At 60.9% G+C, this 19433-nt stretch carries 22 protein-coding genes; 9 read left to right on the forward strand and 13 right to left on the reverse strand.

All coding sequences use genetic code 11. The features are described from left to right. Positions 1-134 precede the first annotated feature (134 nt). The 3 genes from cueR to WS68_RS29040 all read left to right on the forward strand — a co-directional run bounded on the left by cueR (position 135) and on the right by WS68_RS29040 (position 1392). Positions 135-539 carry a Cu(I)-responsive transcriptional regulator gene (cueR, locus tag WS68_RS19260; RefSeq protein ID WP_059572271.1) on the forward strand — a complete coding sequence of 135 codons (405 nt, stop codon included), beginning with the start codon at positions 135-137 and terminating at the stop codon, positions 537-539. A 215-nt stretch (positions 540-754) separates the two neighbouring features. Beyond that, positions 755-904, forward strand: coding sequence for a DUF3563 family protein (locus tag WS68_RS26560; RefSeq protein WP_082710165.1), 150 nt, complete (start codon positions 755-757; stop codon positions 902-904). A 167-nt stretch (positions 905-1071) separates the two neighbouring features. Beyond that, positions 1072-1392 (forward strand): hypothetical protein, encoded by a 321-nt coding sequence (locus tag WS68_RS29040; protein ID WP_082710166.1) that lies wholly within the window; start codon positions 1072-1074, stop codon positions 1390-1392. 24 nt (positions 1393-1416) lie between these two features. On the opposite strand, the gene WS68_RS19270 is transcribed toward WS68_RS29040, so the two are convergent. Next, positions 1417-2262: a 23S rRNA (adenine(2030)-N(6))-methyltransferase RlmJ gene (locus tag WS68_RS19270; protein WP_059572272.1), complete on the reverse strand. Its 846-nt coding sequence runs from the start codon at positions 2260-2262 to the stop codon at positions 1417-1419. Positions 2263-2366: 104 nt separating this feature from the next. Beyond that, the gene (locus WS68_RS19275; protein ID WP_059572273.1) at positions 2367-3566 is read right to left on the reverse strand and encodes an amino acid aminotransferase; all 1200 of its coding nucleotides are present in this window, start codon (positions 3564-3566) and stop codon (positions 2367-2369) included. 289 nt (positions 3567-3855) lie between these two features. Here WS68_RS19275 and uvrB point away from each other — a divergent pair, with 289 nt between their 5' ends. From uvrB to WS68_RS19300, 5 genes are all read left to right on the forward strand, one after another. Continuing rightward, on the forward strand, positions 3856-5946 hold the full coding sequence (gene uvrB / locus WS68_RS19280; protein WP_059572274.1) for an excinuclease ABC subunit UvrB: 2091 nt from the start codon (positions 3856-3858) through the stop codon (positions 5944-5946). 236 nt (positions 5947-6182) lie between these two features. After that, positions 6183-6734, forward strand: coding sequence for an iron transporter (locus WS68_RS19285; protein ID WP_059572275.1), 552 nt, complete (start codon positions 6183-6185; stop codon positions 6732-6734). Positions 6735-6797: 63 nt separating this feature from the next. Beyond that, complete coding sequence (locus WS68_RS19290; RefSeq protein ID WP_059572276.1) at positions 6798-7127, forward strand: cupredoxin domain-containing protein; 330 nt, start codon at positions 6798-6800, stop codon at positions 7125-7127. Between the two features lie 58 nt (positions 7128-7185). Beyond that, positions 7186-8028: an FTR1 family iron permease gene (locus tag WS68_RS19295; RefSeq protein ID WP_059572295.1), complete on the forward strand. Its 843-nt coding sequence runs from the start codon at positions 7186-7188 to the stop codon at positions 8026-8028. Beyond that, entirely contained in the window at positions 8025-9425 is a 1401-nt protein-coding gene (locus WS68_RS19300; protein WP_059572277.1) for a 4Fe-4S binding protein, read from the forward strand. The genes WS68_RS19295 and WS68_RS19300 overlap by 4 nt, the downstream gene beginning before the upstream one ends. A 246-nt stretch (positions 9426-9671) precedes the next feature. Here WS68_RS19300 and hemP read toward each other — a convergent pair whose 3' ends face one another. The 3 genes from hemP to WS68_RS19315 all read right to left on the reverse strand — a co-directional run bounded on the left by hemP (position 9672) and on the right by WS68_RS19315 (position 11593). Then, complete coding sequence (hemP, locus tag WS68_RS19305) at positions 9672-9929, reverse strand: hemin uptake protein HemP (protein ID WP_059572278.1); 258 nt, start codon at positions 9927-9929, stop codon at positions 9672-9674. Positions 9930-10083: 154 nt separating this feature from the next. Continuing rightward, the gene (locus WS68_RS19310) at positions 10084-10569 is read right to left on the reverse strand and encodes an SRPBCC family protein (protein ID WP_059572279.1); all 486 of its coding nucleotides are present in this window, start codon (positions 10567-10569) and stop codon (positions 10084-10086) included. A 151-nt stretch (positions 10570-10720) separates the two neighbouring features. Next, the gene (locus WS68_RS19315; RefSeq protein ID WP_059572280.1) at positions 10721-11593 is read right to left on the reverse strand and encodes a pirin family protein; all 873 of its coding nucleotides are present in this window, start codon (positions 11591-11593) and stop codon (positions 10721-10723) included. A gap of 112 nt (positions 11594-11705) precedes the next feature. Here WS68_RS19315 and WS68_RS19320 point away from each other — a divergent pair, with 112 nt between their 5' ends. Further along, positions 11706-12680, forward strand: a complete 975-nt coding sequence (locus WS68_RS19320; RefSeq protein WP_059572281.1) for a LysR family transcriptional regulator — start codon at positions 11706-11708, stop codon at positions 12678-12680. 380 nt (positions 12681-13060) lie between these two features. On the opposite strand, the gene WS68_RS19325 is transcribed toward WS68_RS19320, so the two are convergent. The 8 genes from WS68_RS19325 to WS68_RS19360 all read right to left on the reverse strand — a co-directional run bounded on the left by WS68_RS19325 (position 13061) and on the right by WS68_RS19360 (position 19406). Further along, positions 13061-13486, reverse strand: a complete 426-nt coding sequence (locus tag WS68_RS19325) for an ExbD/TolR family protein (RefSeq protein ID WP_059572282.1) — start codon at positions 13484-13486, stop codon at positions 13061-13063. A gap of 13 nt (positions 13487-13499) precedes the next feature. After that, complete coding sequence (locus WS68_RS19330; RefSeq protein WP_059572283.1) at positions 13500-14231, reverse strand: MotA/TolQ/ExbB proton channel family protein; 732 nt, start codon at positions 14229-14231, stop codon at positions 13500-13502. A gap of 43 nt (positions 14232-14274) precedes the next feature. Further along, positions 14275-15024 (reverse strand): energy transducer TonB, encoded by a 750-nt coding sequence (locus WS68_RS19335; RefSeq protein ID WP_059572284.1) that lies wholly within the window; start codon positions 15022-15024, stop codon positions 14275-14277. Positions 15025-15252: 228 nt separating this feature from the next. After that, positions 15253-15492 carry a (2Fe-2S)-binding protein gene (locus tag WS68_RS19340; protein ID WP_059572285.1) on the reverse strand — a complete coding sequence of 80 codons (240 nt, stop codon included), beginning with the start codon at positions 15490-15492 and terminating at the stop codon, positions 15253-15255. A gap of 180 nt (positions 15493-15672) precedes the next feature. Beyond that, positions 15673-16539, reverse strand: coding sequence for a glutamate racemase (gene murI / locus WS68_RS19345; RefSeq protein WP_059572296.1), 867 nt, complete (start codon positions 16537-16539; stop codon positions 15673-15675). Positions 16540-16591: 52 nt separating this feature from the next. After that, the gene (bfr, locus tag WS68_RS19350) at positions 16592-17068 is read right to left on the reverse strand and encodes a bacterioferritin (protein WP_059518704.1); all 477 of its coding nucleotides are present in this window, start codon (positions 17066-17068) and stop codon (positions 16592-16594) included. A gap of 155 nt (positions 17069-17223) precedes the next feature. Next, positions 17224-18759 (reverse strand): fumarate hydratase, encoded by a 1536-nt coding sequence (locus WS68_RS19355; protein WP_059572286.1) that lies wholly within the window; start codon positions 18757-18759, stop codon positions 17224-17226. A gap of 53 nt (positions 18760-18812) precedes the next feature. Next, complete coding sequence (locus tag WS68_RS19360; RefSeq protein WP_059572287.1) at positions 18813-19406, reverse strand: TIGR00645 family protein; 594 nt, start codon at positions 19404-19406, stop codon at positions 18813-18815. Positions 19407-19433 lie beyond the last annotated feature (27 nt).

Genomic DNA, 19433 nt, shown 5'->3' on the forward strand with positions numbered 1-19433 from the left:
CCCCCGCCTAACCAGCGGGGGTTTTTGCTTTCTAACCCCACAAACCCCTCTCATCCCCCTCCCTCTCGCAACGCGCTGCGATATAGCGTCTTTGGCGTTAACATCGGTCGTGTCGATTTTGTCGGGGGCAATCAGTGAACATCGGGGAAGCGGCGAAAGTATCGGGCGTCAGTGCGAAGATGATCCGCTATTACGAAAGTGTGGGGCTTCTCAATCCGGCGAAGCGAACCGACGCCGGATATCGCATTTACCACGACGAAGATATTCATTCGCTTCGCTTTATTCGACAGGCAAGACGTCTTGGTTTTCTAGTCGATGACATTAGAAAGTTGCTCGCACTTTGGCAAGACCGATCGAGGGCGAGCGCGGAAGTCAAGGCAATCGCTCTTGAGCACGTAGCCGAACTGGACGAGCGGATTGCCGAGCTGACCGACATGCGCAATACGCTTGCGAACCTCGCCGCCCATTGCCACGGAGACGAGCGTCCCGAATGCCCTATTTTGGAGCGCCTGGCAGATCCATGTTGTGCATCGAAATAGCGCGTCCGATGTCGTGGTCACCTATTCTAGAAGCAAAAATCGCATAAGAATCATGCACTTGAAAGGCGTGGCCCTGAACTATTCCAAATCGGCATGCTCTGTATTCGAGCATTTCACTGGCGTGTTGGTGCATCCAAGTTATAATGGGGTTAACCCTATGCGGGATATCCCTGATTTCGATTTCCAGGGGTCTCAATCTTCCTTGGAGAACCAACATGTTTGCCTACATCATTGAAAAACTGAGCAACTGGTTTGAAACTGCGGAACGCGAGCGTCGCGAAGCCTACTTGGCTTCGTCGAGCGATATCGTTCAACTCGAGCAACGTATCCGCTCGCTGGAAACCAACGGTTACTCGATTCTGTAAATCCGCACGGCAGCGCTATTGCGATTGTGCGCGATGAAAGCCCCGAGCAGATTGACTCGGGGCTTTATCTTTTTGTAGGCTGAAATCTTCCGATCCAGCAGACCGATACCGATATCTTGTAAGGGATGTTTGCGCAGCGGATCTGAAATAAATCTTGGGATTACTTGATGAGATTCGCCCATCGATCACTTTGCGTTGCGCTGAGCAGTGTCGCGCTATGCAGCCTCGCGATGTCGCCGGCCTTTGCCGGAGCAAGCGGTGGCGCGCCTTTGATCCTCGATACGCAAAGCGGAATTCATGACGGCCAGAGCGGCGTCGTGTTGCGAAATGCGCCGCTGTCGAGCGCACCGATCGTGGAGTCGGCGCGGCCGGCCTCGATAATGGCGCTGCCGCCGGCGGTGACAACACCGATGGTCATCATTCCGTACATCGAAGTGCCGGGTGCTCCGGCGCCATACACCGCACCGGTGCTGCAGCCGCGCGACTAGCTATAACTCCACCATGCCGGTGGCTCAATTGCCGCGATGTTCGATCCTGAAGGTGGCGTCTGCGTCCTGTCCAAGAACCTCAACCAGATAGGGCAGCGCTTCTTTCATCGTATTGATCAGCGTATATGGCGGGTTCAGAACGAACATGCCGCTGCCGAAGAGTCCGTAGCCGTCCGTTGGCGGGCGGCTCACGGTCAAGCTGAGATGCAGCCAGTTGCTTGCCTGCAGACGCTTTAGTTGATCGGGGAAGCGTTGTGATTCGGTGCGGCTTACTTGCGGATACCAGATCGCGTAACAGCCTGTCGCGAATCGCTTCAGGCTTTCCTCGACGCACATGAGCGTTTTTGCATAATCGCGTTTGTCCTCGTATGACGGATCGATGAGCACCAGTGCGCGGCGTGGCGGCGGAGGCAGCAACGCTTTGATGCCGTCGAAACCGTCGCCCGAGTAAATCATTGCGCGTCGTCCGGCGTCCCGGAAATTATGGCGCAGCACGTCGATTTCGGTGCTGTGCAGCTCGAACAGACGCATCCGGTCCTGCTCGCGCATCAGTCGCCATGCAAGATAGGGCGAGCCGGGGTAGTAACGCATCTCGCCGTCGCTGTTCAGTGCTCGGACTTCGTCGACATAGTCGGCGAGCGCGTCGGGCAGATCCGTTGCGTTCCAGATTTTCTCGATGCCCGTGCTGAATTCGGCGGTTTTTGCCGCATAGCCGTCGGTGAGCGAGTAGACGCCCGCTCCGGCATGTGTATCGATGTACCAATACGATTTATCTTTCTTGTTCAAATGACGCAGCAATTGAACGACGACAGCGTGCTTGAGGACGTCCGCATGATTGCCGGCGTGAAAACCGTGACGATAGCTGAGCATGACGAAAAGATTCCGATGAAAAAACGCGCTCTCAAAGGAGCGCGTTTTTGTTTCAGCCCAAGGCGGCCGCGACGATGTGACGGTATGGCGGCTGCCTGGCCGATTTACTTCAGGACGGCAGCGATTGCGTTGGCGACGACGTCGATATTGCGCGTGTTCAACGCGGCGACGCAAATGCGGCCGGTGCTGACCGCATAGATGCCGAACTCTTCGCGCAGACGGTCCACCTGCGCGGCCGTCAGCCCCGAATACGAGAACATCCCGCGTTGCGCATTGATAAAGCTGAAATCGCGGTCGACGTTCGCCGCCTTCAGCCGTTCGACGAGACCGTTGCGCATCGCGCGGATACGGTCGCGCATCTCGCCCAGTTCTTCTAGCCACGCGGCGCGCAACTCGGGCGATGCAAACACTGCCGAGACGAGCGCGGCGCCGTGGGTCGGCGGGTTCGAATAGTTGGTGCGGATGACGCGCTTCAATTGCGACAGCACGCGGGCGGATTCGTCGTTGCTGCCGGTAATGATCGACAGCGCCCCGATGCGCTCGCCATACAGCGAAAACGACTTCGAGAACGACGACGACACGAACACGTTCAGATCCGCCTGCGCGAAGAGACGCACTGCAGCCGCGTCGGCGTCCACGTTCTCGCCAAAACCTTGGTATGCGATGTCGAGGAACGGCACGAGCTGGCGGATCTTCACGGCTTCGACCACCTGCGCCCATTGCACGTCGCTCAGGTCGACGCCGGTGGGATTATGGCAGCACGCGTGCAGTACGACGATCGTGCCCGGCTCGTAGCTGTTCAGCGCGGACAACATGCCGTCGAAGTTGACGCCGTTGGTTTTCGCATCGTAGTACGGATAGGCGACGACTTCAAAGCCCGCCGTTTCGAACAGCGCGCGATGGTTTTCCCAGCTCGGATCGCTGATGGCGACCTTGGCTTTCGGGTTCAGCATGCGCAGGAAATCCGCACCGATCTTCAGCGCTCCGGTGCCGCCGAGCGCCTGTGCCGTTACGACCCGGCCCGCCGCGATGACGGGGGAGTTGTCGCCGAGCAGCAGCTTTTGGACCGCGGCGTCATAAGCGGCGATCCCGTCGATCGGCAGATAGCCGCGCGGCAGACCCGCTTCGACGCGCGCCTTTTCCGCGTCGCGCACCGCGCGCAGCAGCGGAATCTTGCCTTCCTCATTCGTGTAGACACCGACGCCCAGATTTACTTTGGTCGAGCGCGTATCGGCGTTGAAGGCTTCGTTCAGGCCGAGGATCGGGTCACGGGGGGCAAGGGCGACAGCGGAGAAGAGCGACATGATGGATTCGCAGCAGTTGTGAAAAGAGGGTCGGTTGCGCAACGCCGGCGCGGGCTGGCCGACTCGTGGCGCAACCCGGCGGATGACGCGGCCGGCGCAAAAGGGATAAAGCGCGGCAACGCATCATTGTAGCGAATTCGACGCCGTCATTTAGCCAATGTTACGGGCGCGCACGCGATTTTTTGGCGCGCTGGCCGGTGCTCGCGAGCCGTCGGAAGAGGAGCCGGCCTGACGTCGAAGCGCTAGAATGATCGTTTGCTCCGTTTCGGCCCGCTGCCCGCCTTCTCCCATGTCCGAACATCATTCCGACGCCCGCGACACTCTCGACGAATCGAAATTCGTGACGTTCGACGAATCCCCGTTCCAGCTCTATCAGCCCTATGCGCCGTCGGGCGATCAGCCGAGCGCGATCGCGACGCTGGTCGAAGGCATCGAGGACGGTCTGTCGTTCCAGACGCTGCTCGGCGTGACGGGTTCGGGCAAGACGTTCACGATGGCCAATACGATTGCGCGGCTCGGGCGTCCGGCGATCGTATTCGCGCCGAACAAGACGCTTGCCGCGCAGCTTTACTCGGAGTTCCGCGAATTCTTCCCGCGCAACGCGGTCGAGTATTTCGTGTCGTACTACGATTATTACCAGCCGGAAGCGTATGTGCCGCAGCGCGACCTGTTCATCGAGAAGGATTCGTCGGTCAACGAGCACATCGAGCAGATGCGGCTGTCGGCGACGAAAAGCCTCATGGAGCGGCGCGACGTGGTGATCGTCGCGACGGTATCGGCGATTTACGGTATCGGCAATCCGTCCGAATATCATCAGATGATCCTGACGCTGCGCACGGGCGACAGGATTGGCCAGCGCGACGTGATCGCGCGGTTGATCGCGATGCAGTACACGCGCAACGAACAGGATTTCCAGCGCGGTACGTTCCGCGTGCGCGGCGACACGATCGATATCTTCCCAGCCGAGCACGCGGAAATGGCGGTGCGCGTCGAGCTGTTCGACGACGAGATCGACACGTTGAATCTGTTCGATCCGCTGACGGGCCGCGTGCGGCAGAAGATTGCGCGCTTTACGGTCTATCCGTCGTCGCATTATGTGACGCCGCGTGACACCGTGATGCGCGCGGTCGAGACGATCAAGGCCGAGCTGCGTGAGCGGCTCGAGTTCTTTCATCGCGAAAACAAGCTCGTCGAGGCGCAGCGGCTCGAGCAACGAACCCGCTTTGATCTCGAGATGCTGCAGGAACTCGGCTTCTGCAAGGGCATCGAGAATTATTCTCGGCACTTTTCGGGGGCGGCGCCCGGCGAGCCGCCGCCGACGCTCGTCGATTACCTGCCGCCCGACGCGCTGATGTTCCTGGACGAATCGCATGTGCTGATCGGCCAGTTGAACGGAATGTACAACGGCGACCGCGCGCGCAAGGAGAATCTCGTCGATTATGGGTTCCGGCTGCCGTCCGCGCTCGACAACCGGCCGCTGAAGTTTCCCGAATTCGAGCGCAAGATGCGCCAAGTGGTATTCGTGTCGGCGACGCCGGCCGATTACGAGAAGCGCGTGTCGGGACAGGTCGCCGAGCAGGTTGTGCGGCCGACCGGGCTGGTCGATCCGGAGATCGAGGTGCGGCCGGCGAGTTCGCAGGTCGACGATGTGCTCGCCGAGATCCATGCGCGCGTGAGTGCCGACGAGCGCGTGCTGATCACCGTGCTGACAAAGCGGATGGCCGAGCAGCTGACCGAATTTCTGGCTGATCACGGCGTCAAGGTCCGCTATCTGCACAGCGACATCGATACCGTCGAGCGGGTGGAAATCATTCGTGATCTGCGGCTTGGCACGTTCGACGTGCTGGTCGGGATCAACCTGCTGCGCGAGGGGCTTGATATTCCGGAAGTGTCGCTAGTCGCGATCTTCGATGCGGACAAGGAGGGCTTCTTGCGCGCCGAGCGCTCGCTGATCCAGACGATCGGCCGCGCGGCGCGCAATGTGAACGGCAAGGCGATCCTCTATGCGGACACGATCACCGATTCGATGCGCCGCGCGATCGACGAAACCGAGCGGCGCCGCGCCAAGCAGATCGCTTACAACGAAGAGCATGGCATTACGCCGCGCGGCGTGGTCAAGCGGATCAAGGACATCATCGACGGCGTCTATAACGCGGATGAAGCGCGTGCGGAGCTGAAGGAGGCGCAGCAGCGCGCGAAGCTCGAGGACATGTCCGACAAGCAGATCGCGAAGGAAATCAAGCGGCTTGAGAAGCAAATGGCCGATTATGCGAAAAACCTCGAGTTCGAGAAAGCCGCGCAGGCGCGCGATCAGCTTGCGCTGCTGCGCGAGCGGGTGTTCGGTGCGAACGTCGGCGATCACGTGAACGGAGCCGAATAGACGGGCGGCGATTTTGCGCCGCTCGGCTGGATTTCTGCTGCCGGATTTCGTTTGTAAGCCTTGTCGTATCAAGGATTTAGCCGCCTTTCAATTTGTTTCAACTACGGTTCGGTGCTAAACTTGCAACATTATTGAGAATGGTTCGCATTAACGTTCTTCATCGTCTTTTCGTCTTCCAGCGAGATGGCGGGGGCGGCGCAGAGCAGGTGTCACGATAAAAACAAGGAGTTTCAATGATGTTGCGTTCTTCGTTTATCCGCGGCGGTGTTGCGGTGGCGGCCACGTGCGTCGCGCTGGGCGCGTCGGCGGCCGAGTATCCGATCGGCAAGCACCAGATTCAGGGCGGTATGGAGATCGGCGCGGTGTATTTGCAGCCGATCACGATGGACCCGGAAGGAATGATGCGCAAGGCGTCGGATTCGGACATCCATTTGGAAGCCGACATCCACGCGGTCAAGAACAACCCGACGGGCTTTGCCGAGGGCGACTGGATGCCGTATCTGCAAGTTACGTACAAGCTGACGAAGCAGGGCGACGCGAAATGGAAATCGGAAGGCGATCTGATGGCGATGGTCGCGAGCGACGGGCCGCATTACGGCGACAACGTGAAGTTGAATGGTCCGGGCAAGTATCACCTGACGCTCGTCGTGAGGCCGCCGATGCAGACGGGGCATATGGCGTTCGGTCGCCACGTCGACAAGGAAACCGGCGTCGGCCCGTGGTTCAAGCCGATCACGCTGGAATACGATTTCCCGTTCGCCGGCATCGGCAAGAAGGGCGGCTACTGATAGCCGTCAGTGCGGGCAGCAGGATGGCGCGCGGCGAGCGCGCCGTCTTTTAAGAGAAATACGATGAGATTCCCCAAAGCATTTGCGTTCGCGGCCGCATTCATTGTCGCGGGCGCCGCGCAAGCGGCCGATCTGCCGACCTTCAAGCTCGAGATGGCGGACGGCAAGCTCAATCCGGCGCGTATCGAGGTGCCGGCCGGCCAGCGTATCAAGATCGAGATTCGCAATACGGGCAAGAGTGCGGCCGAATTCGAGAGCGTTCAGTTGCGCAAGGAGAAGGTGTTGGCGCCGGGCGGCGAATCGTTCGTCGTGATCGCGCCGCTGTCGCCGGGCGAATACAAGTTTTTCGACGATTTTCACCAGCAGGCGCAAGGCTTGATCGTCGCGAAGTGAAGTGATGTTTTACGTCCGCCGCACGGGCAAGCCGTTCGGCGCACGGATGGAGGCAACAATGGGTCAGATCTTGTTCGTCGTCTGGCGGGAGAGCGTCGAGGCATTGCTCGTCGTCGGTATTCTCTACGCATGGCTGAAAAACAGCGGCGACGATGCGCGCCGCGGCTTGCCGTATCTATGGGCAGGCGTCGCCGCCGGCCTGCTGATGGCGGTGGGGCTTGGCGCCGCGCTCGTCGGTTTTACCGAGGTGCTGTCGGGCGATGCACAGGACTATTTTCAGACGGCGATGGTGCTGATCGCGTGCGTGCTGATCGTACAGATGGTGCTGTGGATGAAGCAGCACGGGCGCACGTTGAAGCGCGATATGGAGCGCTCGCTGCAACAGAGCACGCAGAGCGCGAATTGGTGGAGCGTTGCCGTGCTCGTCGCGCTGGCGATCGGGCGTGAGGGAAGCGAGACGGCCATTTTCCTGTACGGGCTTGGCTTCGGCCAATCGGGGCATGTCGGTGCGAGCCAGATGCTTGCCGTGCTGATCGGCCTGGGGCTCGCGTTCCTGACGTTCTATTTGCTGCAATTGGGCGGCAAGTATTTTTCGTGGCGGCACTTTTTCCGCGTCACCGAGATCATGCTGCTGTTTCTCGGCGCGGGCCTGTTCCAGACGGGCATCGACAAGCTGATCGACAAGGAAATCCTGCCGCTTGGCGTCGCGCAACTGTGGGATACGTCCGCGATTCTCGATGATTCGAGCACGTTCGGCTCGCTCGTGGCGACGCTGACCGGTTATCGAGCGCATCCGGCGTTGATGAACGTGGTTGCTTACGCGCTCTATTGGCTGGTTGTCTATCTGTTGCTCAAGCGCGCGACGAAGCAACCGGCGGCAACGGCGGGGCGGACGGCATGAGCACTGTCGTCGGCCCGCGTCGCAGCGGCTTGATCGCGGAAGCCGGCCATTGGATGCAGCGGCACGGCGCGCTGATTCGCGGCATCCAATGGGCCGTGGTGGCGGTTTACGCATTCCTGATTCTGGTGCCGGCGTTTACGCCGCTGCCGGACGATACCGCGCACCTGTGGAGCAACCTGACGCTGGCCGCGCAATTCGTGTTCTGGGGCATTTGGTGGCCGTTCGTGCTGCTGTCGATGGTGATGCTCGGCCGTGTATGGTGCGGCGTGCTGTGCCCGGAAGGAGCGCTTGCGGAGTTCGCGAGCAAGTTCGGCCGAGGCCGTGCGATTCCGCGCTGGATGCGCTGGGGCGGCTGGCCGTTTGTCGCGTTCGGGCTCACGACGATTTACGGTCAGATGGTGAGCGTCTATCAATATCCGCGCGCCGTGCTGCTCGTGCTCGGCGGCTCGACACTGGCCGCCATCGTGATCGGCTTGCTGTATGGGCGCGAGAAGCGCGTCTGGTGCCGCTATCTGTGCCCAGTCAACGGCGTGTTCGGACTGCTCGCGCGTCTTGCGCCGCTGCGCTACCGGGTCGACGAGGATGCGTGGCGACGTTCGTACAAGCAGGGCGAGCACGGCCACCGCGTGATCCCGATCAATTGCGCGCCGCTCGTGCCGTTGCGAAACATGAAGGGCGCGGCGGCGTGCCATATGTGCGGCCGTTGCAGCGGTCATCGCGACGCGATCGAACTGACGCTGCGCTCGTCGTCAGAAGAGGTCGTCGCGCTGGGCGACAAGCAGGCGAGCGGCTGGGATACGGCGCTCATTCTTTACGGCTTGCTCGGCATTGCCATCGGTGCATTCCATTGGACTGTGAGCCCATGGTTCGTGCAGATCAAGCAAGCCATTGCGAGCTGGCTGATTGACCGCGACGTGATGTGGCCGCTCGACACCAACGCGCCGTGGTTCATTTTCACGCATTATCCCGAGCACAACGATGTGTTCTCGTGGCTCGATGGCTCGCTCGTGATCGCGTATATCGTCGGCACGGGGCTTGGGTATGGCACCGTACTCGCGCTTTTGCTCGCCGGTGCGGTTGCGATGCTCGGCCGCTTCGAGCGCGTGCGGCTGCATCATCTCGCACAGGCGTTGATTCCGCTCGCTGGCGCGGGTGTGTTCCTCGGCCTGTCGGCGACGACACTATCGTTGTTGCGTGCCGAGCATGTGCCGCTCGGTTGGGCGTCGGATGTTCGGATTGCGATTCTTATCGGCGCGAATCTGTGGAGCGCGTGGCTTGCTTGGCAGGTGACGGGGCGCTATGCCGCCGTGGTGCGCAGGCTGTTCGCGATGCTGTGGTTTGCGGCGGCGCTTGCGGTGATCGACAGTGCATGGTGGTTGATGTTTTGGGGATTTTGACGCGCTGGCGCGCATTTTCCCGGCTGTTGCGTCGACGCCTGGTTTTCGACGACATGAAAAAAAGCGACGCGCCATCGGCTGCGTCGCTTTTTTCTTTTGCGTGGTGAGAACCAAAAAAGTGGCTTGGCTTACTGCGACGGCTGCTTGAATAGGTTTGCACGAAGGGGTCTAGACTCGCGTGCAAGCCGTCGTGGCTGGCTAATGCCGAACACCTCTCGAGGAGGTGGTCCCCACAATACTCGGTCGTTACTTCGTCAGGATCAGTTTGCCCAAGCGGGTCGCTCGGAGTTGGTAAGTTTCGCCGTTGTGCGCGATGCTCACGTGGCTTTGGCCTTGCAGCAGCGAATCGCTGCTGACGATGCGTTGACCGGCTTGGGCAGTCGCGGCCGGTTCAGCCTTCGCGGAATCCGCAGGCGATATGGTTGCCGTTTGCGTGCGGCTGCCGGATCCGGCACTGCCGGTGCGGCGCAATGTGAGCGTGTTTGGGCGCATGGCTTCGATCATTCAGTCAATCGGTCAGTTGCGATTCGATGGAATGAATTCTAAATGATAACCATTCCCATTTACAAATATCTTTATCGATTGAATATCGAATGCCGATAGGCAGCGACAAAGAGAAAGGACGAGAAGGGCGACGCTCGTGCGCCGCCCGGCGCGATCAGTGCAACGGATCGGGGTCCTTGCGGCCGTGCGCGAATTCACGGATCAGACGAACCGTGTCGATATCGGATGCGCGATAAGCTTCCTTCACGATTTCCTGGGTTTGACGAGCATCTTCGCTATCGTTGTTGACGGTTAGCGTGGTTTGATACTCGAAGCGAAGGAACAGCTCCTGATCGTCACGCTCTTCGATCGTCATCGTCAGCGAGCCGCCGATTTCACCGTCGGCGGCATGGATGTCATAACGGACCTGCACGTTCGGTATGAGCGTCACGCGATCGCGGATCGTCGCTTTGCCGAAGTGAAGCTCACGCTCGAGCGTCGTTTCGTTTCGTTCGTGGACGATGCAGCGATCGAGCCCGATCACGAAAAGTTGCGGCTGTTCGGCGCGCAGCACAAGCCCTTCCCAAAGCTGGGCGCGGGTTAGCGTCGGCATGTTGGGATTGCCGAAGGCGTTGATTTGGACGAGATGTTCGAAATTCAAAGCGGCGGATTCCTTTGGTGGAGCGCCCCGTTGGCGGGGAGCAAAACTAGGGGCTTATTGTGACGCAAATCCGCCGCCAAGGCTTGATGCACGGTAGGAGCCGAGCCGGTTTGATTGGCCGATTCGGCGCGATGGAGATGGCTGCTGAGCGTCAGCCGGCAATATGGCCCATGCGGCCGCTTTGGTAATCGGCGACAGCCTTGCGGATCTCCTCCTCGGTGTTCATGACGAACGGGCCGTATCGGACGACCGGTTCATTGAGCGGTACGCCGCCGATCAACAGCAATTCGAGCGGCGCGTCGCCGGCGGCAAAGGTAACGGTGTCGCCATCTTCCGCATAGGCAATCATATGGCGGGCGTCGATTACCGTCTTGTCCGGGCCGTACAGGCCAGTGCCCGAGATCGGGTACGCAAACACACGAAAACCGGCCGGAATCGGCTGCTCGGCAACGGCGCGGGGCTCGAGCGTGAAGTGTTGATAGAGAATCGGCGTGCGCGTTTCGATCGCGGCGCGTGCGCCGAAGGCCTCGCCTACGATGATCTTGACCTTCACGCGGCCATCAGCGGACGACGCGCATGGAATGCGTGCGGCAGGCACGTCTTGGTAGCGCGGTGCAATCATCTTGTCCCGGCGTGGCAGATTCACCCACAGCTGAAAAATGTGCATGCGGCCGCCAGTGCGCATGAATTCGGCGCTTGGCATCTCGCTGTGGATGACGCCTGCTCCCGCCGTCATCCATTGAACGTCGCCCAAGCCAAGCGTGCTTGTATGACCGGTCGAATCGCGATGGACAAGCTGGCCGTCAAGCACGTAGGTGACGGTTTCGAAGCCGCGATGCGGATGATCGGGAGCGCCTTTCGCCTCCCCAGGTGCGTAGTCGATCGGCCCCATTTCGTCGAGCAGCAGGAATGGGTCGAAATCCGTCAACAAACGGGTGGGAAAGGGCCGATGCACCACGAAGCCGCCGCCTTCTGTCGTGCGAAGGGATGGGCAGGTGCGTTGAATTGTGCGTGCAATAGGCATTGGAGTTCGGTGAAATACCGTCATTTTTGAAACGTAGAGCTATTATATTGAGCGATTTGCCCAATAAATCTGCCGGATTCGCAATGGATCGTTGTGCAATTGGAACGATGAAATGAATATCGATGCGCATAACCTGAACGACCTGATGTACTTCTCTCAGGTAGTCGAGCATGGCGGCTTTTCGGCTGCCGAGCGCGTGCTCGGCATTTCGAAATCGCGCTTGTCGCGACGTTTGACCGAACTTGAAGCGACGCTCGGCGTGCGCTTGTTGCAGCGCTCGACGCGCAAGCTCGCGCTTACCGAAGCGGGCGAGCTGTTTTACCAGCACTGCCAGGCAATGCTCGCGGAAGCGCAGGCCGCGATGAATGCGGTGCAGCAACTGCGCTCGGCGCCGCGCGGTACGGTGCGCGTGAGCGTGCCCGTCACGGTGTCGCTCACCATACTGTCGCGTTTGCTGCCGGAATTTCTGCGCCGCTACCCTGAAGTGCGCGTGCAGATTCGCGTGACGAATCGCGTGATTGACCTGTTCGAGGATGCCGTCGATGTTGCGTTGCGTGTGCGCTCCGAGCCGCCGCAAAGCGCGAACATCATCGTGCGGCCGTTGTTGCGCACTGAGCAGATGCTGGTTGGTGCGCCGAGCTTGCTGCAACAGAATGCGCCGCCGCTCACGCCCGCCGATCTGGTGGGATTCGATACGCTCGATACCCCATCGGGCGATGGCCGCCACGTGTTCAATCTGATCGCGCCGGACGGCTCGCGCCATCTCCATGAACATGAACCGCGCCTCGTGACGGCCGATCTGATCTCGATCCGCGAAGCTGTGCTCGACGGGGTCGGGATCGCGGCGTTACCCGAATCGATGTACGGCAGCGCGTTGCATGCCGGTCAATTGTCGCCCGTGATGCCGGGATGGACGCTACCCGTTCCGCAGCTTTATGCGGTGTTCGTGTCGCGGCAAGGGATGCCACCTGCCGTGCGGGCATTTGTCGACTATCTTGTCGAAAAGCTGGATAACAAGCAGTACGAAACAGAACCCTGCCCGACGTACTCCGCGAACGAGGCGGAAAAGAAGGCCATTTCGCTCTGACGAATTGGCCGGCAGCGTCAGCATCGGTTTTTTCATTGGATGGGCGTGACGCAATCGCTAGTTTCAATCGAGGATGGCTTGAATGCGCGCGCTGAGCGTCCTATATTGGAATCCCGATTTCGTGAGGGATCTGCCGAGCGAAACATGGTGGCTGCATATGTTGCGAGCCAGATAGGGCAGACTGCGCGAGTCCGTGCAGACCACGGCAAGTCGCATTGCGTTGCCGCGACGGGTAGTGCATACCCGTCGGGCCCGCCGCCCGAAGGCGCCAGCGTGCGCATGAAAAAAGGCCTTCATCTGGCGATGAAGGCCTTTTACTTTATCGCATCCGCGATGCGCGGCACGAACGATGAAACGGCGCGCCGCCTTGTGTGGGCGGCTTACTTCGATTTCGGTTCGGTAACGAAACCGAGCTTCGTCAAGCCTCCCGCCTGCGCCGCTGACATCACTTCCGCCACGCGCTCATAGGCGACCTTGCGATCCGCGCGCAAGTGCAACTCCGGTTGCGGGCTCGCCTGAGCGGCCTGCGCGATGCGTGTTTGCAGGTCTGCCGGATTTACCGGGCGATCGTCCCATAGAACCGTACCGTCGCTTTCGATCGCGACGTCGATCGTTTGCGGCTTCACGTCGACCGGCTGGCTGCTCGCGCGTGGCAAATCGATTTTGACCGCATGGTGCATCGCCGGAATGGTGACGAGGAAAATGATCAGGAGTACGAGCATCACATCGACGAGCGGCGTCATGTTGATCTCGTTCATCAGATCATCGTCGTCATCGTCGCCGAAGCTGGTGGAATTCATTGCCATCGGCCGTCTCCACTCAGTTCGCGCGCGTCGCGAGGCGCAGCCCGTCGCGCGGCGACGACGAAGCAAGGCGCGCACCCGTCACGAAGTATGCGTGCAAGCCGTGCGCGAAGCGGCGCAGACGGCTCACGATCGCCTTGTTCGAGCGCGTGAGCGCGTTGTAGCCGAGCACGGCGGGAATCGCGACGAACAGGCCGAACGCGGTCATGATCAACGATTCGCCGACCGGGCCTGCAACCTGATCGATCGACGTCTGGCCCGTCGCGCCGATGACGAGCAGCGCGTGATAAATCCCCCAGACGGTGCCGAACAGGCCGACGAACGGCGCGGTGCTGCCGATCGATGCGAGGATCGCGAGGCCGCTTTGCATTCGCGCGATGCCTTCGTCCATCGTGTCTTTCAGGCAGCGCGTGATCCAGTCGGATACGTCCATTCGGTCGTGCAGATGCGGCTGCGTCTGATGATGATGGTCAGCGGCTTCCTTGCCCGACAGCGCGAGCGCGAGAAACGGATTGTCGTGCGGCGCCGATGTCACATGGCCGAGCTTCTTCACGCCTTCGTCGAAATCGTCCGAGTGCCAGAACGAGCGTTCGGCGTCCTTCGTGAGCCGCTTCAGGCGTACCACGTTCCAGCCTTTGATGACGATCACCATCCATGACAAGATCGACATCACGAGGAGCGCGATCGCGATGAAGCGCGTGACGAAATCTCCTTGCGCCCAGACGTGTGCGATACCGTAGCTTTGCATTGCTGTTCCTTGTTGTTGCTATTCCAGGAAGAATTGAAATGAATCAGTCGTCCAGTGTGAAGTTGTACGGCTGCGTATAGGCAGCGCGCATCGGCTGCCCGTTCTGCAGATACGGCTGGCACGGCGACGACCGGATGGCTTCGAGCGCTGCGTCGTCGAGACGCGGAAAACCGCTGCTCTGGACGACTTGCGCACTTTCGATCTTGCCCGTCAGGCCGACTACGAAGCGAACCTTCACGACGCCCGTTTCGCCGCGCCGCCTCGACAGTGATGGATAGTCGGCCTGCGCGATCTGGCACGTCAGGTGCGCGCCTTCCTTTGGCGTCGCGATTTCCATCGTCGGGCGGGGGCTTGGCGCGGCCGCGGCGGGTGCTTCCTTTGCACTGGGTTCGGCGGGGGCCGCGGGGGCGGGCGGTGCGGGCTGCGGCGCGGCGATCGCGTTCTGCGAGGGCTCGTGCGATACGGGTAAAGGCGTCGGGCTCGGCTTCACGACGGGACGCTCGGGAGCCGTCTTCGGCTTGTTTTTCTGCTCAGGTTTTTGGACAGGCTTCGGCGGTGCGGGCGTGGCGACCGATTGCACGCCGGCCGGCTGCGCGACCGGCGCGCTCAACAGTTCTGCCGTGATTGCTTTCGACTCGAGCGGCGGTTGCGGCACGTCGTTGCGCAGCAGCAGTGCGCCGGTCAGCAGGATGGCATGTCCGGCAAGCACTGCCACAGCAGCGGCGATGACACGGGGGTTCATACGGGACGCGGCCGGCTCGGATAAGGCCTGTATGGAATTCGAAGCCTGCATGTTAGCTTGTTAATGCGGCGGCGCGTGTGACACCGCGCCGCGTGGTATACGGCTCTATTTGCGGAAGATCAGCAAAGAGATACACACGGTAGTCACGAATCCGATCAGCAATTCCATGACGGGCTCCTTCACAGGTAGGCCGTTGGCTCGCGCGCAGAAAGGCTTGCTGACGGGCGGGTAAAACAACAAGAGCGGCAACGTGCGCCGCGTGCGATCAGGGCATCCGGCTCAAGCCGCCTTGCGTTCGTAAAACGTAACGGGAACGGGCACGGCCGCGGGGCGCTCGACTCCGCAGAGACTCGCGCAGACGCCCTGTTCCGCCATCAGATCGCGCACGGTTTCCTCACACTTGCCACAACAAGTGGCGACCCCGAGTTCGAACTGGAGTTCTTCGAACGTACTCACGCCCTCCGCAAGGGATGCGCGAATCTTCCGGTCGGAAACAGACTTGCACACGCAGACGATCATGATGGAGCGCGATAGCTAACGGTAATGCGAATTATTATCATTATATTTGTGCGTGTTGGCAAGCGCGGCTTCCGCTTTTTTGTAACAAAACCAGGTGCTTGGGCGGGCTAGGCCGCTTTCACGGCCGACCGATAAGTCGGCCCCGGCAAGCGCGGGCAAAGCAGGCCGGCCGAGGCTGCCTCAGGCCGGGTGCATGGCCAGCGCGGCCGCGTTTGGAGAAGAAATGGTGACGGATTCGACCGGTGCGTCGATTCCAAGCAGCGTTGCGGCCAGCAACTGCAACTGGCGGCCATCGCTCGTCGAGCAAAAACGTGGCGGCGCGGCGGTGTGACCGGAGGCCGGCGCGCGCAGCCCGCGTTCGTCGACGATCCGTTCAAGCTGGCGGGCGATCGCGTCGCCCGTATCGACGAGGCGCAGGCGATTCGCGGTGACGTCGCGAATTGCCGCGTCGAGGAAAGGGTAATGCGTGCAGCCGAGCACGAGTGTGTCGGCGCCTGCGTCGACCATCGGCTGGAGGTAGCCGGCGAGCAGTGCGCGCAGTTCGGGCGAGCCGGTATCGCCGCGTTCGACGGCCTCGACAAGGCCGTGGCCCGCTTGGCAGATAAAGCGGCAGCCGGCGGAGTGACGTTCGAGCAGCGCGCGAAAGCGCGCGCTGCGCAGCGTCGCCTGGGTGGCGATCACGCCCGCGATGCGCGTTTTCGACTGGAGGGCCGCCGGCTTGATGCCGGGTTCGACTCCGACGAGCGGAATCGCCAATTGCTCGCGAACGACTGCGATCGATTGCGCGGTTGCGGTATTGCACGCGACGACGAGCGCCTTGGCACCTTGCGCGACGAGCCATTCGCCGATTGCGAGCGTGCGCTCGACGATGAACGCGTCGTCGCGCGGGCCATAGGGCGCGTGGCGTGAATCCGCGACATAGACGAGTGCCTCGCCGGGCAGGCGCGCATGTACTGCGCGCAGCACCGACAGGCCGCCGAGCCCTGAGTCGAAAATGCCGATCGGCGCGTGCGCGCGCGAAGGGCCGGAATCGGGTGTGATCGTCATGCGGGCGTTGGATGGTGCGTGCAGATTCGCGCGCAACGCGCAGGGCGCGAAATTACGACGCCGCGTCCATCATCGACTGCTGGTAATTTTGCAGCCCGACCTTGCCAATCAGGTCGATTTGCGTTTCGAGCCAATCGATATGCTCTTCGGTATCGTCGAGGATCTTCTCGAAAATTTCGCGCGATACGTAATCACGTACCGATTCGCAATAAGCGATCGCTTCCTTGCAGGTGTTTTGCGAGATCTGTTCGAGCTTCAGGTCGCAGTTCAGGATTTCCTCGGTTTCCTCGCCGACGAGCAGCTTGTGCAGATCCTGCAGGTTGGGCAATCCGTCGAGCATGAAGATGCGTTCGATCAGCCAGTCGGCATGCTTCATCTCGCCGATCGATTCGTCGTATTCATGCTTGCCGAGTTTCTCGAGACCCCAGTGCTTGTACATCCGCGCATGCAGGAAATACTGATTGATCGCGGTGAGCTCGTTTTTCAACTGGGCGTTCAGATATTCAATGACCTTCTTATCGCCTTGCATGACGGTTCCTTATGATGCTGTGGGGCTGGAATTTCTGAACGATAAACGCTCGCTTACGAAATGCCAAGCGCGGATTCGTTTGATCTCCGAAGAAAACTGCGAATCCGCGAAATCAAAAAGGCCGGATTGAAATCCGGCCTGAAAATCATTCCTATTTACACGGTGGCGACAGGAATCTTGCCGATCTTTGCTTGCCATTCCTTCGGCCCGGTTTGATGGACCGACGTGCCTTGCGAATCGACTGCGACGGTCACCGGCATGTCCTGCACGTCGAATTCGTAGATCGCCTCCATGCCGAGATCCTCGAATGCGAGCACCTTTGCATCGCGAATCGCCTTCGATACGAGATACGCGGCGCCGCCGACCGCCATCAGATACGCGGCGCGGTGTTTCTTGATCGCATCGATCGCGACCGGCCCGCGTTCGGCTTTGCCGACCATCGAGATCAAGCCCGTTTGCGACAGCATCATTTCGGTGAACTTGTCCATGCGCGTGGCTGTCGTGGGGCCTGCCGGGCCGACCACTTCGTCGCGCACCGGATCAACCGGCCCGACGTAGTAGATCACGCGGTTCTTGAAATCGACGGGCAGCTTTTCGCCGGCGGCCAGCATGTCGGCGATTCGCTTGTGAGCGGCGTCGCGGCCCGTGAGCATCTTGCCGGACAGCAGCAGCGTCTGGCCCGGCTTCCACGAGGCGACCTCCTGCGGCGTCAGCGTGTTCAGATCGACGCGCTTGCTGGTTTCGGTGTTCGGCTCCCAGTGCACCTTCGGCCATGCGTCGAGCGATGGCGCTTCGAGCTTCGCCGCGCCGGAGCCGTCGAGCACGAAGTGCGCGTGGCGCGTTGCCGCGCAGTTCGGAATCATCGCGACAGGCTTGGATGCCGCGTGCGTCGGCGCGGCCGTGATTTTCACGTCGAGCACGGTTGCGAGGCCGCCCAGACCCTGCGCGCCGATGCCGAGCGCGTTGACCTTCTCGTGCAACTCGACGCGCAGTTCCTCGATCCAGTCCTTCGGGCCGCGAGCGATGATCTCCTGAATGTCGATCGGCTCCATCAGCGATTCCTTGGCCATCAGCATCGCCTTCTCGGCCGTGCCGCCGATGCCAATGCCGAGCATCCCCGGCGGGCACCACCCCGCGCCCATCGTCGGCACGGTCTTCAGCACCCAGTCGACGATCGAATCCGACGGATTCAGCATCACGAATTTCGATTTGTTCTCCGAGCCGCCGCCTTTTGCCGCGACCTGCACGTCGACCTTGTCGCCCGGCACGATCTCGTAGTGGATCACAGCCGGCGTGTTGTCCTTCGTATTCTTGCGCGCGCCCTCGGGCGGGTTGACGATCGACGCACGTAGCACGTTGTCCGGATGCGTGTAGCCGCGGCGCACGCCTTCGTTGATCATGTCGGTGACGCTCATTGTCGCGCTGCCGGTTTCGCTGGCCCAGTGCACGTCCATGCCGACCTTCACGAAGATCGTGACGATGCCGGTGTCCTGGCAGATCGGGCGGCGGCCTTCCGCGCACATGCGGCTGTTCGTCAGGATTTGCGCGATCGCGTCCTTCGCGGCAGGGCTCTGCTCGAGTTCATACGCGCGGCCGAGTGCCTGGATGTAGTCGAGCGGATGGTAGTAGCTGATGTATTGCAGCGAATCCGCAATGCTCTGGATCAGGTCTTCCTGTTTGATGACGGTCATGGCTGGGACTCTATGGGGACTATGGGAATCGATTCAGGCCGGCTGGCCGCGGTTCATTGCGCCGGCTCGCGCAGCTGCGCCGGATGCAGGGCAGCCTCCTCGTGGAAGTGCTGCGGATGCGTGTGCGTCGTCAGGCGGTCGACCCACGCCATCACGAGTGCCGACACGAGGAAGGCCGCATGGATCACTACTTGCCACATGATGGCGTGCTGGGTGTGCTGGTCCGGATTGATGAAGGTCTTCAGCAGATGGATCGACGAGATGCTGATGAGCGCCATCGACAGCTTCACCTTCAACACGCCCGCATTCACGTGATCGAGCCATTCGGGCTCGTCCGGATGACCCTCGACGCCCAGGCGCGACACGAAAGTTTCATATCCGCCGACGATCACCATGATGAGCAGATTCGAGATCATCACGACGTCGATCAGGCCGAGCACGGCGAGCATCACGCTGACTTCGTCGAGCCCCGCCGCGTGCGTCAGCAGATGCCAGACTTCTTTCAGGAACAGGAACACATAGACGGCTTGCGCGACGATCAGGCCCAGATACAGCGGCACTTGCAGCCAGCGGCTCATGAAGATGAGGGCAGGCAGCGGACGCATCTTGCGGGGAGCGGGGCGCGAGTGGTTTGGGGCGGCAGACATGGTCGAGCGAAGCGGGGATATGAAGCG

Source organism: Burkholderia sp. TSV86, from assembly GCF_001522865.1.
Taxonomy (GTDB): domain Bacteria; phylum Pseudomonadota; class Gammaproteobacteria; order Burkholderiales; family Burkholderiaceae; genus Burkholderia.